The following is a 15,371-nucleotide window of genomic DNA, read 5'->3' as shown; positions in this document are numbered from 1 at the left end:
CCCTAATTTAGCCTTTCTATCAGGATGCTCAAAATCACTGCTTATATATAGACGCGAACACCTTGAATGCGCAGTATATTGCCCAACACTAGAACAATACGTTCGTTTCCTGCCTTGGACGATGCCACGCAATGAATGACCACCCCCGCAGCCTTGCCTCGACCCTGTTCTCGGTTGGCCTGCTATTGATAGCCATGGCGTCGATCCAGTCCGGAGCCTCCCTGGCCAAAAGCATGTTCCCGGTTATCGGTGCGCAGGGGACAACGACCCTGCGGTTGATTTTCGCCAGCGTAATCATGCTGATACTGCTGCGCCCATGGCGTGCGAAGCTCACCGCGAAATCCTTGCGCACGGTCATTGTCTACGGGATGGCACTCGGCGGCATGAACTTCCTCTTCTATATGTCCCTGCGCACAGTCCCATTGGGAATCGCGGTAGCGCTGGAGTTCACCGGGCCGCTGGCGGTTGCTATTTATGCCTCACGTCGCGCGATCGACTTTTTATGGATCGCACTGGCCGCCATCGGGTTGCTGTTATTGATACCCACGGGAGCCACGACTGCCGGTATTGATCTGGTCGGTGCGGGTTATGCCTTGGGGGCCGGAGTCTGCTGGGCGTTGTACATTCTATTCGGCCAGAAGGCCGGTGCAGACAATGGCGTACAGACTGCTGCACTGGGCGTCATGATTGCCGCACTGTTCGTAGCGCCTATCGGTATTGTGCATGCTGGCGCCGCGCTGCTGACGCCATCGCTGATCCCCATAGCGATCGGCGTCGCCCTGTTGTCCACTGCCCTACCCTATACGCTGGAAATGGTCGCCCTGACCCGAATGCCAGCCCGCACCTTCGGCACGCTGATGAGTATTGAACCTGCGATAGGTGCCCTGTCAGGTCTGTTGTTCCTCCATGAATACCTCTCACTGTCACAGTGGATGGCTATCATCTGCATCATTCTGGCTTCCGTCGGCGCGACCATGACCATGGGCGGTGCCGCCAAACCTGCGGTTGCCGCGGATTAATACAGGATTTGACGAAGGTCTGGTATTTACCGCGCAATTAGGCCATGTTTAGGCCCGTAACCCAGTGTCAGACATGGATTTTTCACGATAGGGATATAAGAACGCTTCAAGCTAAAGCGAACACGGCCAGACCCGGGCGCAAAGATCCGGGGACGCTATAAGGACAGCAATGAAACGAATTTTGATACTGATCGCCATACTTGCAGTTGCGGGCTGCGCGGCGACTTCGGAAACTCATACCAAACGTGGCAAGAAAGGATTGCATATCAACTGTTCCGGGCTGTCGTCATCCTGGGACAAGTGCTACACCAGCGCAGCCAACTCCTGTGCGCCCAAGGGATACAAGGTCATCGCAAAATCAGGGGATGGCGTGGAAGAACCTGGCGATTATCCGTTTGGTCTCAACCCGGCCGGCTATACCAGCCGCAGCATGATCGTCATCTGCAAGTAGGCCGTCACTTCAGGTCCGCGGACCGGCGATCTGACGGCTGATCTCATCGTAACTGGACTTCAGTACCGTGCGCTGGATGTCAGGGGTGGCGAGCATTCGCGCCACAACCAACGCGCCGATGCATTGCGACAGAATCGCCCATGCCAGGCTGTCGCTCTCCAGAATCCGCGCCCAACTCTCTTGTAGCCGACAAATCCAGCTCTCCGCTTGCTGCCGGACCAGCACGTCTGAACGGGCTATTTCGGCACCCAATGCCGGCAAGGCGCAACCCGACTCCGGGTGTTCGACATGGGACATGCTCAAATAATGCTTCAGGCAGCGCTCGAGCCGGTCACGGTCCTGATCCGCCCCCAATCGTTCCAGGCTTTGAACCAGCTCACGCTCGACAATTGAAGCGAACAGCTCATCCTTCGACGAAAAGTGGCTGTAGAAAGCCCCACCACTCAAGCCGATAGCCTTCATCAAGGCATCGACACCGACTGTTGCGAAACCCGACTTCTTCGCCGACAACGCACTGCTTTCCAGCAGCTTCTGTTTGGTTTCCAGTTTGTGATTGGCCGAGTAACGCATTGCCTTGCCCTCTGTATTGATCATCTTGACGCCTGCCGAATCGTAGCATAACGTTCGTTTAGTTAACGATCGTTTAGCAAAGAGAGCACCCCATGAATAATAAGAAGGTCGTACTGGTTGTCGGCGCCGGTGATGCTACTGGTGGAGCTATTGCCAAACGTTTTGCTCAAGAAGGATTTGTCGCCTGTGTCACCCGGCGCAGTGCGGACAAACTCCAGCCATTGGTGGACGCCATCAAGGCCGAGGGCGGTGAAGCCCATGGTTTTGCCTGTGATGCGCGCAAGGAAGAGGACGTGATTGCGCTGGTCGAGCAGATTGAAAGCCAGATCGGCCCTATCGAAGCGTTTGTATTCAACATCGGCGCCAATGTGCCGTGCAGCATTCTCGAAGAAACCGCTCGCAAGTATTTCAAGATATGGGAAATGGCCTGTTTCTCAGGCTTTCTCAATGCCCGTGAAGTGGCCAAGCGCATGGCCAAGCGTCAGCGGGGCACGATTCTGTTTACCGGCGCGACTGCCGGTCTGCGGGGTGCCGCCGGATTTGCAGCATTCGCCGGTGCCAAGCACGGCATTCGCGCACTGGCTCAAAGCATGGCCCGCGAACTGGGGCCGATGAATATTCACGTTGCTCACGTCGTCGTCGACGGCGCTATCGATACCGACTTTATCCGCGACACCTTTCCCGAGAAGTACGCCACCAAGGATCAGGATGGCATTCTCAATCCCGAGCACATTGCCGAGAACTACTGGTACCTGCACAGCCAGCCCCGGGACGCCTGGACCTTCGAGCTGGACCTGCGCCCCTGGAGCGAACGCTGGTAAGCCCTCCCCAATAACAATAAACAGAGCGCATAGAACATGAGCAAAACCGTTGAGTTCTACTTCGACCTCGGCAGCCCTGCCACCTACCTGGCCTATACCCAACTGCCGAAAATCTGCGAGCAGACAGACAGCCGACTGGTCTACATCCCGATGCTGCTGGGCGGCGTTTTCAAAGCCACCGGCAACGGTTCCCCTGCGACCATTCCGGCCAAGGGCCTCTATATGTTTCAGGACCTGGACCGCTACGCCAAACGTTATGGCGTGCCACTGAAGTTCAATCCGCACTTTCCCATTAATACATTGATGCTGATGCGCGCCGTCACTGGCATGCAGTTACGCCATCCCGAACGCTTTCAGGCATTCATCGACTGCCTGTTTAAAGCGCTTTGGGTTGAAGGACGCAGCCTCGATGACCCGGCGACCGTCGCTTCAGTGTTGACGCAGAACGGCTTTGACCCCAACGAAGTGCTGGCCCTGACCGCCGATGAAGACGTCAAGGCAGCGCTCAAGGACAACACCGAGAAAGCGGTGCAACGCGGCGTGTTCGGCGCCCCCAGCATGTTCATCGATAACCAGCTGTTCTTCGGCCAGGATCGACTGGACTTCGTCATTGAAGCCCTGCGTTAAATCTCGATGACCAACCGCCCCTGAGCCGCTCCGCAAAACTGCAGCTCATGGGCGGCCTCGGCGGTTTGCAGAGTGAACGCCCGAGGATCCATTATCGGCTTCAGCTTGCCCGCCTCGATCAAGAGAGCCGCCTCACGAAGAATCTCCCCGTGACGCTCGCGCCCCACGCCGGTGAGTAACGGCAATAACGTAAATACGCCGGAATAGGTTGCGCCACGAAACGAGAGCGGCGCCAAACTGTGCTGCCCCCAACCGAGGCAACTCAACACATGACCGTGATAAACCCGTACAGCCTTGAATGACGCATCCAGTGTCTCACCGCCCACCGTGTCGTAGACGATATCGAAGCCCTCCCCATCCGTGTGTTGCGCTACATATTCCTCGACCGAAGACTGGCGATAGTCGATAAACGTCGCACCGAAGCCTTCGATGATTGCCTGATGCCTGGCAGAACCGGTGGCAAACACCTGGGCACCGAAGGCGCGGGCTATTTGCACCGCCACATGCCCCACACCACCCGCACCGCCATGAATCAGCACCTTCTGCCCCGCACGCACCCGCGCCCGGTCCACCAACCCTTCCCACGCCGTAATCAACACCAACGGCAACCCCGCCGCCTCACGCATACTCAAATTGCCTGGCTTGCGCGCCAGCAGTCTGGCATCGATTGCTGCGTACTCCGCCAACGAACCCTGCGCCCCGCCAATGCCGGTGGCCATGGCATAAACCTCATCGCCCGGTAGCCATCCACTGACCCCTTCCCCCAACGCCTCGATGGTTCCCGCCAGATCAATGCCCAACACCGCCGGCAATGACTGACGTGCATGGGCGGCCTGGCCCGAACGGATTTTCCCGTCCAGTGGATTTACCCCGCTGGCTTTGATCCGGACCAATACCTGCCCTGCTTCAGGCACCGGTCGTTGAATGGAAACCAAGCGTAGCGGCGCGTTGGCCGAGTCGACAATCAGAGCGCGCATTTCAAGTGAGTCAGTCATTTCGCATATTCCCGTCAGAGTTGGCTGTGGGATAAATCTTCGGCCAACCGATTCATGCTGATAAGACGCCAAATAGCTATAGTGACCATGCCTATTTGGCATCAACGAGAACTCCCGTGGACAAACTCAATGCAATGGCGATCTTCGTAAGGGTCGTCGAACGCGGCAGCTTTTCTGCCGTTGCCCGAGAGATGCAGACCAGCCAGCCCACCATCAGCAAAGTGCTCAAGGCGCTGGAGACCGGGCTGGGCGGAAAACTGATTGCACGCAGCACCCGTCAGCTTTCCCTGACGGATGAAGGCCAGCGGTACTACAACGAATGTCGACAAATCCTCGCAGCCGTCGATGCGGCCGAGCACAGTTTCCAGTCCGGCAGGGAGCGCATTGCCGGTCACCTGCGCATTGGGTCCTCGGTCAGCTTCGGGCGTTTGCAGATTGCCCCGCGCCTGGCGCAATTCCTTGAGCGCCATCCCGGCATAGAAATCGACCTGCAACTGAGTGATCAAAACCAGGACCTGATCAGCGAAGGACTGGATGTCACCTTCAGAATCGGTGAGCTGAATGACAGCGGCCTGATCGCCCGCCACATCGGCACTACCCACCGCGTAACTGTCGCAGCGCCGGCCTACCTCAAAAAACACGGCCAGCCGCACACGCCGGCAGAACTGGGCAGGCACAACTGCCTGCAGTTCAATCTGTTGAACAGTCAGAATTTATGGGTTTTCGAGAAAAACAATCAACGTCACGAGGTGCGGATCAAGGGCAATGCGCAAAGCAACAACTCGGAGGCAATCCGCGAGATGGTGCTGGGGGGACTGGGGATTGCGTTGTCGCCAGTGTGGCTGTTCAGCGAAGACTTGAAAGCCGGGCGAGTGACAGCGATTTTGCAGGACTACACCGCGCAGTCACTGCCGATGCATGCCGTGTCCCCGGCGAATCGTCGCCAATCCGCCAGGGTCAAAGCCTTTGTCGACTACATGAGCCAGGCGCTGGAAGCAGCGCCTGAACTCAAGCCGATCAGATAGCAGCGGTTCGAGTGTTCAGCCACTCAAGGGCTGCACCGTCGACCAGCGGGCTCAAGCGTTCGCGCACTTCGGCGTGATACGCGTTGAACCACTGTTTTTCGTCCTGAGTCAGCAACGACGGTTCCAGGCAGCGCGTGTCGATCGGGCACAGGGTCAGGGTTTCGAATTTCAGGAACTCACCGAATTCGCTCTTGCCCGCTTCACGGTTCAACACCAGGTTCTCGATCCGCACGCCCCAGCGACCCGGACGGTAGGTGCCCGGTTCGATGGAAGTGATCATGCCCGGCTGCATCGCGGTTTGCGGCGCAGCAACAGCTTGATAGGCAATCACTTGCGGGCCTTCGTGAACGTTGAGGAAATAGCCGACGCCGTGACCGGTGCCGTGACCGTAATCAACGTTTTCCGCCCAGATCGGCGCACGGGCGATAGCGTCCAGCAACGGCGACAAAATGCCCCGAGGGAATTGCGCACGGGACAATGCGATGACGCCTTTGAGCACACGTGTGCAATCGCGCTTCTGCTCATCGGTTGGCGTACCGACCGGCACCATCCGCGTGATGTCGGTGGTGCCGCCCAGGTATTGGCCGCCGGAGTCGATCAGCAACAGACCGTCGCCCTCGATCACCGCGTGCTCTTCTTCGGTCGCGTGGTAATGCGGCATCGCCCCGTTGGCGTTGAACGCGGCAATGGTGTTGAAACTCAACGACACGTAATCCGGACGACGCGTGCGCGCTGCGGTCAGGTGTTCGTCGATGGTCAGTTCGGTGATGCGTTCGCGGCCCCACGCCGACTCCAGCCAGGCGAAGAATTCGCACAGCGCCGCGCCATCCTGCTCCATGGCCTGACGGATGTGCTCGGCATCGGCCAGGCTTTTCTGCGATTTGGCCAATGTCGTCGGGTTCAGGCCTTCGACCAGTTTCACGCCGCTGTTCAGGTTATCCAGCAAACCGGCGGTGACGCGTGCCGGATCGACTTGCAGGCTCGCGCCGCTCGGCACTGCGCGCAAGGCGTCGGCCACTTCGCTGTAATCGCGCAGTGTCACGCCGTCCTGTTCGAGGATCGCGCGCAGCTCGGCGCTGACTTTGCTCAAGGCCACGAACAGGGTTGCCTGTTGTTGGTTGATCAAGGCGAAAGAGACAAACACCGGGTTGAACGACACATCGCCGCCACGCAGGTTGAACAGCCAGGCGATGTCGTCGAGGGTGGCAATGAAATGCCAGTCGGCGCCACGCTCTTTCAACACCTCGCGCAGGTTGGCGAGTTTTTCGCCACGGCTGACCGTCGCCTGAGGCGGCAGGTGCTGATAGACCGGCTCGTTCGGCAGCGTCGGACGATCGCTCCAGACTTCGCTCAACAGATCGATGTCGGTGCGCAGACGGGCGCCGCGCTCTTCGAGCTTGCTACCCAACGTGCGTGCCGAGGCCACGGCCATCACCGCACCGTCTACCGCGACGACGCCGCCTTCCGGGGTTTGCTCGGCCAGCCAGTCCAGCGGGCTGGGTTGACCCGGTTGCAGCTTGACCAATTCGATGCCGCTGCCTTTGAGTTCCTTGGTCGCTTGCTCCCAATAACGGCTGTCGGCCCAGACGCCGGCGAAATCCGGCGTGACAATCAGCGTGCCCACCGAGCCATGAAAGCCCGACAGCCATTGCCGTCCTTGCCAGTAGCCCGGCAGGTATTCCGACAGGTGCGGATCGGCCGACGGCACCAGCAGGGCGTGAATGCCCTCCCGGCTCATCAGCTCGCGGGTGTGCGCCAGGCGCTCGGGCACCGATCCATTGATCGAAGGCTGCGTACTCATCATGTCTCCTGCTAATCACTTCATCATTATTGTTGAGTGCCGATCAACGTCGGCACTTAAGGCCTTATTGCCAGAATGCCGGGGCACTGGCGCAGGCCGCTTTAATCAGTTGTGCCGCCTGGTCGATGTCCTGCTCGGTAGTGAAACGCCCCAGGCTCAAGCGAATGGTGCGGCTCGCCGAGCGGGCGTCATGCCCCAGTGCCAGCAGCACATGGGACGGCGCATTGCTCGCGGAATTACAGGCCGAGGTCGCAGAAAACGCAATCGATGCGCTCAACGCCGCGGAGTTGAACTCACCTTCACTGAAGGTCAGGCTCAAAGTATGAGGGATGCGCTGGGTCGCACTGCCATTGAGGCGCACGCCGGGAATGCCCGACAGGTGTTCGAGCAAGCGCTCGCGCAGGCGCGCAATCGTGGCTTTCTCTTCATCGAACAGTTGCGCGGCCAAGGCGAACGCCACGCCCATGGCGGCAATCTGGTGAGTCGCCAGGGTCCCGGAACGCAAGCCACCTTCATGACCGCCCCCGTGAATCTGCGCCTGCAAGCGCTGTTGTGCGCGAGGCCCGACATACAGCGCGCCGATGCCTTTGGGACCGTAGATCTTGTGCGCCGAAAACGACATCAGGTCCACCGGCAATCGCGCCAGGTCGATGGCCACTTTCCCCGCGCCCTGGGCCGCATCGACATGGAACAACGCCTCGCGGGCCCGCACGACCTCGCCGATGGAGGCGATGTCATTGACCGTGCCCAACTCGTTGTTGACCAGCATCAGTGACACCAGAAAGGTGTCCTCGCGCATCGCTTCGCTGACCGCTTGCGGGGTAATCAGACCTTGCGCGTCGGGCACCAGATACGTCACGGCAACACCGGCATCCTGCAATTGCCTTGCGGTGTCGAGAATCGCCTTGTGTTCGATCTGGCTGGTGATGATGTGCCCGCCGGGCACCCCGCGAGCCTGGGCCACGCCCTTGAGGGCGAGGTTATTCGATTCGGTGGCGCCGGAGGTCCAGACGATCTGGTCGGCTTGCGCCCCCACCAGTTGGGCGACTTGCTGTCGCGCCTGCTCGACCGATTGCCGGGCCTGTTGGCCGAATGCATGGGAGCTGGACGCAGGATTGCCGAAGTTCCCGGCAAACCCCAGACACTCGACCATGACCTTGATGACCCGCTCGTCCACCGGCGTGGTGGCGGCGTAGTCGAAATACAACGGACGTTTATTCATAAAAGACTCGCAGAGCTTGTTCCGGGATCAGGTGCTGGCAACCCGTGCGCCAGCAATACCTGATCGGATGCGTTAAGAAAGTACGACTTCACTTGAAAGTGCGTAGGAACGCTCCTGAAGTCGAGCTTAACAGGCATCGGGCAACCGGTTGAAGCAATGCGTCAGCTAAAGCTTTCCAGCATCAACGGATACAGCGAAACCACCAGCAACGCGGCCATGCCCCAATTGAACACGCGCAACCAGCGGCGGTCCTTGAGCACGTTGCGCAGCAGCGTGCCGCACGCGGCCCAGACGCCGACGCTCGGCAGGTTGATCAGGGCGAAAACCGCCGCAATCACGATGACGTTGGTGAAATAGCCCTGCATCGGCGTGTAGGTGCTGATGGCACCGATGGCCATGATCCAGGCCTTGGGGTTGACCCACTGGAATGCTGCCGCGCCGAGGTAGCTGATCGGTTTGCTTTCACCGTTCTCGCCGTCGGATACCGGCCCGGAATGCGCGATTTTCCACGCCAGGTACAACAAATACGCCGCGCCGACATAACGCAGCACGGTGTAGAGCAACGGATAGCTTTGAAACACTGCGCCCAGACCAAAACCCACCGCGACGACCAGGACGAAAAAGCCGCAGGTAATGCCAAGCATGTGGGGGATGGTACGGTTAAAGCCGAAGTTCACGCCCGATGCCAGCAACATCGTGTTGTTCGGGCCGGGGGTGATCGAGGTAACGAGAGCGAACAGGGCGAAACCCAGCAGCAGATCGAGCGAGAGCGTCATTGGTGGCAGTCCGTCAGGGTCATTCAGGTATTGACCCTATCGCACGCCTGCCGGGAAACCCATGGACAGTTGGGTGAAACTTCGAGCAGTACAGTCGCTCAGCTTGGGCGACCGTGCAGTTGAACAGTGCGCTCGGCGTTCATTTCGCCTTGTTTGTCGAAGCTGAAGGATTTCTGTGGCTGACCGAGCAATTCAGCTTTTTTCGCGTGGTATTCATCGAAGGACAAACCGCGACGATTCAGCGATTCCAGTGCCAGTTCACGGGTTTCCTCGGCGGTGTAGGGCCGCAGTTCCGGGGATACGTGGCTGGCACATCCGGCGAGAACGGAGACGGCGAGCAGCAGGAAAGTGGCGAGTAGAGGTTTCATGGTCTGGCGTCCTGGCATCTGGGTTCGGGGCAATGAACACAGGCTACTCGCGCCTTTGGATGGGCAGAAATCAACGCTCTCGATAGTGGGTATTGAAGCCGAATTACCCCACCTTGTAGGAGCCGGCTTGCCGGCGATGACGACCGTAAGAACACCGCATGACTCTCGGGCCTCATCGCCGGCAAGCCGGCTCCTACAAGGGACGTGCATATTTCTTAATGTTCTATAAATATCTTGCAATGATCTTTTGAGGAATAACAAACAGCCTTTATAACAACCCCATCGCCTTACACAACTGTTGCCCACGCAACTGTTTGCCAGGCAACAGTCATTCAACAAACAGTCCTTAAAATCGAACAGCACGCAGTCATCAGTGCGCTGCAAGCCACGTAAATCGTGGGCTCGAAGGATTGGTACAGCTCTTGCTCAAGCCCTGTGACTACTCACTACTCACTGCTCGCTGAGCAACTGTTTAAAAAGGAACTGATCATGTCGCGTCCATTGAAAGTCGTTGCCCTCTCCGGCGGTACCTGGCGTCCGTCCCGCACGTTGGTGCTGACCCAGGCGCTGTTGGCCGAACTGGCCGGGCAATTGCCGATCGAGAGCAAGCTGATCGAACTGGGCGACATCGCCCGGCCACTGGGCGCGGCCCTGTCGCGCCAGGAACTGAGCGCCGACATCGAAGCCGAGCTGCAAGCCATCGAAAACGCTGACCTGCTGATCGTCGCCGCGCCGGTTTATCGCGGCTCCTATCCGGGCTTGCTTAAACACCTCTTCGACCTGATCGACTTGAACGCGCTGATCAATACGCCGGTGCTGCTCGCCGCCACCGGTGGCAGCGAACGGCATGCGCTGGTGCTCGATCACCAACTGCGCCCGCTGTTCAGTTTCTTCCAGGCGCTGACCCTGCCGATCGGCGTCTACGCCACCGAAGCCGATTTCGCCAATTACCAAATAACCAGTGAGCCCTTGAAGGCCCGCATTCGCCTTGCTGCAGAACGCGCCGCGCCGTTGTTCGGCGTGCACCCCAAAAATCTGCTGAAAATCGCTTAAGGATCTTTTCATGGATGTTTTCTGGTTTCTGCCGACCCACGGCGACGGCCATTACCTGGGCACCACCCAGGGCGCTCGCCCGGTGACGCTCAACTATCTGAAACAAGTCGCGCAGGCCGCCGACAGCCTCGGTTATCACGGCGTGCTGATTCCCACCGGGCGTTCCTGCGAGGATTCGTGGGTCATCGCTTCGGCGCTGGTGCCGTTGACCGAACGCCTGCGTTATCTGGTGGCGATTCGTCCGGGGATTATTTCGCCAACCGTCTCGGCGCGCATGGCCGCGACGTTGGATCGTCTGTCCAACGGCCGCTTGCTGATCAACGTGGTCACCGGCGGCGACCCGGACGAAAACCGTGGCGACGGGATCTTCCTCGACCACAGCGAGCGTTATGAAGTCACCGACGAATTCCTGCAGATCTGGCGTCGCGTGCTGCAAGGCGAAGCGGTGGACTTCGAAGGCAAACACCTGCAAGTACAGAACGCTAAGGCCCTTTATCCGCCGGTGCAGAAACCCTATCCGCCGCTGTACTTCGGTGGTTCGTCCGAAGCCGCCCATGAACTCGCCGCCGAGCAGGTCGATGTCTACCTGACCTGGGGCGAACCACCGGCCGCCGTCGCGGAAAAACTCGCCGATGTGCGTGAGCGTGCAGCACGCAACGGGCGCACGGTGAAGTTCGGGATTCGCTTGCACGTGATCGTTCGCGAGACGGCCGAAGAGGCGTGGAAAGCCGCCGACAAACTGATCGAACACATCAGCGACGAGACCATCGCCGCCGCGCAAAAGTCGTTCTCGCGTTTTGACTCCGAAGGCCAGCGGCGCATGGCGGCGTTGCACGACGGACGCCGCGACAACCTGGAAATCGCCCCCAACCTGTGGGCCGGTGTCGGCCTGGTACGCGGCGGTGCCGGCACGGCGCTGGTGGGTGACCCGCAGCAAGTGGCGGCGCGGATCAAGGAGTACGCGGACCTGGGGATCGAGAGCTTTATCTTCTCCGGTTATCCGCACCTTGAAGAGGCGTATCGCTTTGCCGAGCTGGTGTTCCCGCTGTTGCCTGAACCGTATGCGAGCCTGGCGGGGCGTGGCGTGACCAACCTCACCGGGCCGTTTGGCGAAATGATCGCCAATGATGTGCTGCCCGCCAAAGCCACGGCCTGACCCACCTACTACCTGTAGGAGCGAGCGGTGCGGCGGTCCGACTTGCCCGCGAAAGCGTCCGGACATTCAAAATGGATGTTGGCTGATACGACGCTTTCGCGGGCAAGTCGGACCGCCGCACCGCTCGCTCCTACAGGGAATCGGTGTTGAATTTATTGAGGAACCCCGCGTGACTGCCAAGCCGCTAAGCGCCCTGTTATCCCCCCTGCAAACCGCCCGCCAGTTGGCCGCCGAGTTTGCCTTGACCGCGGTCGAGCGCGACGAACGTGGCGGTACGCCGAAAGCCGAGCGTGACGCCCTGCGCCAAAGCGGTCTGCTCGCGTTGAGCATTCCCACCCAGTACGGCGGCCTCGGCGCCAGCTGGAGTGAAACCCTGACCATCGTGCGCGAGTTCGCCAAGGTCGACAGTTCGATTGCCCACGTCTTCGGTTTTCATCACCTGATGCTCGCCACCGTGCGCCTGTTCGCCCGACCCGAGCAGTGGCAGCCGTGGTTCGAACAGACCGCACGCAAGAACTGGTTCTGGGGCAATGCCCTCAACCCGCTGGACACCCGCACCGTAGTGAAAAAACTCGGTGGCTGGCGCGAGTTTTCCGGCAAGAAAAGTTTCTGCTCCGGCGCCAGCGATTCGGAAATGCTGATCGCCTCGGCAGTGGATGAAAGCGCCGGCGGCAAGCTGTTGATCGCGGCCATCCCCAGCGGCCGCAGCGGCATCACCCTGCACAACGACTGGAACAACATGGGCCAGCGCCAGACCGACAGCGGCAGCGCTTCGTTCGAACGGGTGCGGGTCGAAGAGTCGGAATTGCTGCTCGACCCGGGTCCGCTGAGCACACCGTTCGCCTGCCTGCGGCCATTGATCGCGCAGCTTACTTTTACGCACATGTTCCTCGGCATCGCCGAAGGTGCCTTCGAAGAAGCGCGGCAATACACCCTCACCGAAACCCGCCCGTGGCACAAATCCAGCGCTCAGGATGTGCGTCAGGACCCGTATGTGCTCGGCCATTACGGCGAATTCTGGGTTGCGCTCGAAGGCGTTCGCTTGCTGGTGGAACGCGCCGCCGACCTGCTCGACAAGGCCTGGGCGAAAGGCCCTAACCTCAGCGCCGAAGAACGTGGACACCTCGCCACCGCGATTGCCACGGCCAAGGTCGCCGCCACGCGCAACGGCCTCGAACTTTGTAGCCGGCTGTTCGAAGTGACCGGTGCGCGCTCGACTCACGCCTCGCTGCGGCTCGACCGCCACTGGCGCAACCTGCGCACGCAAACCCTGCACGACCCGGTGGATTACAAACTCCATGAACTGGGCGACTGGGCGTTGAACCAGTCCCTGCCGATTCCGACTTTCTATTCATAGCCTTCTCATGGAGCCTGCCCCATGCAACTGCTGACCTTACCGCCCTCGCCCGCCCTGGCCACGTCGATCCGCGCCACCGCGCAAGTATTCGAAGACCCGAAATCCCAGGCCTTGCTCGCGCATTTGCAACAGGTCGCACCGAGTGAAGCCAGCGTGCTGATCATCGGCGAAACCGGCACCGGCAAGGAGCTGGTGGCGCGGCATATCCACAACCTCAGCGCCCGGCGCAACCGCCCGTTTGTGGCCGTCAATTGCGGCGCGTTCTCTGAATCCCTGGTCGAGGCCGAGTTGTTCGGCCACGAAAAAGGTGCGTTCACCGGTGCCTTGAGCGCCAAGGCCGGCTGGTTCGAAGAGGCCGACGGCGGCACCTTGTTCCTCGATGAAATCGGTGATCTGCCGATGGCCATTCAGGTGAAGTTGCTGCGGGTGTTGCAGGAGCGCGAAGTGGTGCGCCTGGGCTCGCGCAAGAGCATTCCAATCAACGTGCGCGTACTGGCGGCAACCAACGTGCAACTGGAAAAAGCCATCAACGCCGGGCATTTCCGCGAGGACCTGTATTACCGCCTCGATGTGGTCAGCCTGGAACTGAGCCCGCTGCGTGATCGCCCCGGCGACATCCTGCCGCTGACCCGTCACTTCGTCGAAGCCTACAGTCAGCGCCTCGGCTACGGCACCATCACCATCAGCAAGGAAGCCGAACTGAAACTGCGCAGTTACAGTTGGCCGGGCAACATCCGCGAACTGGAAAACGTCATTCACCACACCTTGCTGATCTGCCGTAACGGTGTGATCGAGCGCGATGACCTGCGCCTGTCGAACATGCGCATCGAGCGTCAGGACGACTATCACAGCCAGCTCGACGATTCACCGGAAGCCTTGCTCGACCGCGCGTTTCAAAAGCTGTTCGAGGAGCAGGCCGGCGCGCTGCACGAGAAAGTCGAGGACGCCTTGCTGCGTGCGGCTTACCGTTTCAGCCATTACAACCAGGTGCACACCGCCGCGCTGCTGGGCTTGAGCCGCAACGTGACGCGCACGCGCCTGATCAAAATCGGTGAACTGGCGGTGAACAAGCGCCGCCCAACGGAGAACGTGCAGGGCGAGCGCTTGATGCAGCTGTCGATTTAGCTCACTAGATTGCAATGCAGCGCGTTGTCGTGGCTGCGTTCCAGGCTGTGCAACACCTGGAACGAGCCAAACGTCACGGTTTTCGCCTGATGGGCGCGGATCAGTTGCCAGAAATCCTGCTCGCCGCTTTCAAAACCCTGAAACGCGGCTTCCCCCGCCTCGCGCGATTGCCATTGCAGGTAATTGAGCACCCGCCGGCCATCGTCGCTGGCCTGGATGCTCGCACTGAGAAAACCGCTGTAACGCTGGGCCAGGCGTTCGGTCTGTAACGACAGCGCCGACACCAGGGCGGCCTGTTGATGGGGTTCGATCTCGAATTCGATCAATTGGGTGAAGCTGCGATTTTTCTCTGGCGCTTGCATGAAGAGTCCCCACTGACGTGTAAGCCGGATCTTGCGATCCGAAGGCCTGCAGGGTAAAACCTCGAGTTAACTAGAGGTCAAGGGACATTTTTCACATGATCACCTCGCAACAACTGCATAAAGAGCTCACCGTCGGCCAGGTCGCCGCCCGCAGCGGCGTGGCGGTCACGGCGCTGCATTTTTATGAAGCCAGGGGTTTGATCAAAAGCACGCGCAATCAGGGCAACCAGCGACGTTATCCACGGGAAGTGTTGCGGCGGGTGGCGTTGATCAAAGTGGCGCAGCGCTTGGGGATTCCGCTGGCGGAGATTGGCGAGGCGTTGAAAACCCTGCCGGATAACCGCGCTCCGACGGCGGCGGACTGGAAGGTGTTGTCGGCGCAGTGGAGCCGGGAGCTGGATGAGCGAATCAATCAGCTGACCTTGCTGCGGGACACGCTCAATGGCTGTATTGGCTGTGGGTGTTTGTCGATGGAGGCGTGTCCGTTGCGTAATTTTGGTGATGTGTTGGGGGATCGGGGGCCGGGGGCGCAGCTGTTGGAATAGGGGACAGATCCGGAATAGGCGGCGCGCCATTCGCGGGCAAGCCTCGCTCCTACAAAAGCACCGCCGTACCTGTAGGAGCGAGGCTTGCCCGCGAAGGC

At 59.9% G+C, this 15,371-nt stretch carries 17 protein-coding genes; 10 read left to right on the top strand and 7 right to left on the bottom strand.

The genetic code is table 11. The features are described 5' to 3' along the window. Nucleotides 1–131: 131 nt before the first annotated feature. Together rhtA and ACM6IO_RS22905 are read left to right on the top strand one after the other, a co-directional pair. Nucleotides 132–1,019 (top strand): threonine/homoserine exporter RhtA, encoded by an 888-nt coding sequence (rhtA, locus tag ACM6IO_RS22910; protein WP_008043004.1) that lies wholly within the window; start codon nt 132–134, stop codon nt 1,017–1,019. 169 nt (nt 1,020–1,188) lie between these two features. Further along, entirely contained in the window at nt 1,189–1,470 is a 282-nt protein-coding gene (locus ACM6IO_RS22905) for a hypothetical protein (RefSeq protein WP_008043007.1), read from the top strand. 9 nt (nt 1,471–1,479) lie between these two features. On the opposite strand, the gene ACM6IO_RS22900 is transcribed toward ACM6IO_RS22905, so the two are convergent. Then, complete coding sequence (locus tag ACM6IO_RS22900) at nt 1,480–2,040, bottom strand: TetR/AcrR family transcriptional regulator (protein ID WP_414912277.1); 561 nt, start codon at nt 2,038–2,040, stop codon at nt 1,480–1,482. Between the two features lie 92 nt (nt 2,041–2,132). Here ACM6IO_RS22900 and ACM6IO_RS22895 point away from each other — a divergent pair, with 92 nt between their 5' ends. After that, nucleotides 2,133–2,861 carry an SDR family oxidoreductase gene (locus ACM6IO_RS22895; protein ID WP_008032599.1) on the top strand — a complete coding sequence of 243 codons (729 nt, stop codon included), beginning with the start codon at nt 2,133–2,135 and terminating at the stop codon, nt 2,859–2,861. Nucleotides 2,862–2,897: 36 nt separating this feature from the next. Continuing rightward, on the top strand, nt 2,898–3,488 hold the full coding sequence (locus ACM6IO_RS22890; RefSeq protein ID WP_414912276.1) for a 2-hydroxychromene-2-carboxylate isomerase: 591 nt from the start codon (nt 2,898–2,900) through the stop codon (nt 3,486–3,488). Here ACM6IO_RS22890 and ACM6IO_RS22885 read toward each other — a convergent pair. Continuing rightward, entirely contained in the window at nt 3,485–4,483 is a 999-nt protein-coding gene (locus ACM6IO_RS22885; protein WP_207286748.1) for a zinc-dependent alcohol dehydrogenase family protein, read from the bottom strand. The genes ACM6IO_RS22890 and ACM6IO_RS22885 overlap by 4 nt on opposite strands. A gap of 116 nt (nt 4,484–4,599) precedes the next feature. On the opposite strand from ACM6IO_RS22885, the gene ACM6IO_RS22880 reads away from it, so the two are divergent. Further along, the gene (locus tag ACM6IO_RS22880) at nt 4,600–5,508 is read left to right on the top strand and encodes a LysR family transcriptional regulator (protein ID WP_414912275.1); all 909 of its coding nucleotides are present in this window, start codon (nt 4,600–4,602) and stop codon (nt 5,506–5,508) included. On the opposite strand, the gene ACM6IO_RS22875 is transcribed toward ACM6IO_RS22880, so the two are convergent. The 4 genes from ACM6IO_RS22875 to ACM6IO_RS22860 all read right to left on the bottom strand — a co-directional run bounded on the left by ACM6IO_RS22875 (nt 5,501) and on the right by ACM6IO_RS22860 (nt 9,675). Continuing rightward, nucleotides 5,501–7,309, bottom strand: coding sequence for an aminopeptidase P family protein (locus tag ACM6IO_RS22875; protein ID WP_414912274.1), 1,809 nt, complete (start codon nt 7,307–7,309; stop codon nt 5,501–5,503). The two genes, ACM6IO_RS22880 and ACM6IO_RS22875, sit on opposite strands and share 8 nt — an antisense overlap. A 64-nt stretch (nt 7,310–7,373) precedes the next feature. Beyond that, complete coding sequence (locus ACM6IO_RS22870; RefSeq protein ID WP_414912273.1) at nt 7,374–8,531, bottom strand: cysteine desulfurase family protein; 1,158 nt, start codon at nt 8,529–8,531, stop codon at nt 7,374–7,376. Nucleotides 8,532–8,692: 161 nt separating this feature from the next. Beyond that, complete coding sequence (locus tag ACM6IO_RS22865; protein WP_008032608.1) at nt 8,693–9,307, bottom strand: LysE family translocator; 615 nt, start codon at nt 9,305–9,307, stop codon at nt 8,693–8,695. Between the two features lie 98 nt (nt 9,308–9,405). After that, entirely contained in the window at nt 9,406–9,675 is a 270-nt protein-coding gene (locus tag ACM6IO_RS22860) for a hypothetical protein (RefSeq protein WP_008032610.1), read from the bottom strand. 489 nt (nt 9,676–10,164) lie between these two features. Between ACM6IO_RS22860 and msuE the strand changes: the two genes are divergently transcribed. The 4 genes from msuE (at nt 10,165) to ACM6IO_RS22840 (ending at nt 14,366) form a co-directional block, all read left to right on the top strand. Further along, nucleotides 10,165–10,728 (top strand): FMN reductase, encoded by a 564-nt coding sequence (msuE, locus tag ACM6IO_RS22855; protein ID WP_008032612.1) that lies wholly within the window; start codon nt 10,165–10,167, stop codon nt 10,726–10,728. A gap of 10 nt (nt 10,729–10,738) precedes the next feature. After that, nucleotides 10,739–11,884, top strand: coding sequence for an FMNH2-dependent alkanesulfonate monooxygenase (ssuD, locus tag ACM6IO_RS22850; RefSeq protein ID WP_008032614.1), 1,146 nt, complete (start codon nt 10,739–10,741; stop codon nt 11,882–11,884). Between the two features lie 169 nt (nt 11,885–12,053). Then, on the top strand, nt 12,054–13,241 hold the full coding sequence (locus ACM6IO_RS22845) for an acyl-CoA dehydrogenase family protein (protein ID WP_032829030.1): 1,188 nt from the start codon (nt 12,054–12,056) through the stop codon (nt 13,239–13,241). Between the two features lie 21 nt (nt 13,242–13,262). Beyond that, the gene (locus tag ACM6IO_RS22840) at nt 13,263–14,366 is read left to right on the top strand and encodes a sigma-54 interaction domain-containing protein (protein ID WP_008032617.1); all 1,104 of its coding nucleotides are present in this window, start codon (nt 13,263–13,265) and stop codon (nt 14,364–14,366) included. On the opposite strand, the gene ACM6IO_RS22835 is transcribed toward ACM6IO_RS22840, so the two are convergent. Beyond that, on the bottom strand, nt 14,363–14,728 hold the full coding sequence (locus tag ACM6IO_RS22835) for an antibiotic biosynthesis monooxygenase (protein ID WP_192227828.1): 366 nt from the start codon (nt 14,726–14,728) through the stop codon (nt 14,363–14,365). The two genes, ACM6IO_RS22840 and ACM6IO_RS22835, sit on opposite strands and share 4 nt — an antisense overlap. A gap of 95 nt (nt 14,729–14,823) precedes the next feature. On the opposite strand from ACM6IO_RS22835, the gene soxR reads away from it, so the two are divergent. After that, nucleotides 14,824–15,273, top strand: coding sequence for a redox-sensitive transcriptional activator SoxR (soxR, locus tag ACM6IO_RS22830; RefSeq protein ID WP_414912272.1), 450 nt, complete (start codon nt 14,824–14,826; stop codon nt 15,271–15,273). Nucleotides 15,274–15,371 lie beyond the last annotated feature (98 nt).

The organism is Pseudomonas sp. IT-P44 (assembly GCF_949768225.1).
GTDB classification, from domain to species: domain Bacteria; phylum Pseudomonadota; class Gammaproteobacteria; order Pseudomonadales; family Pseudomonadaceae; genus Aquipseudomonas; species Aquipseudomonas migulae.
The sequence above is the reverse complement of the archived record's forward strand: the minus strand, read 5'-3'. Positions and strand labels throughout refer to the sequence as shown.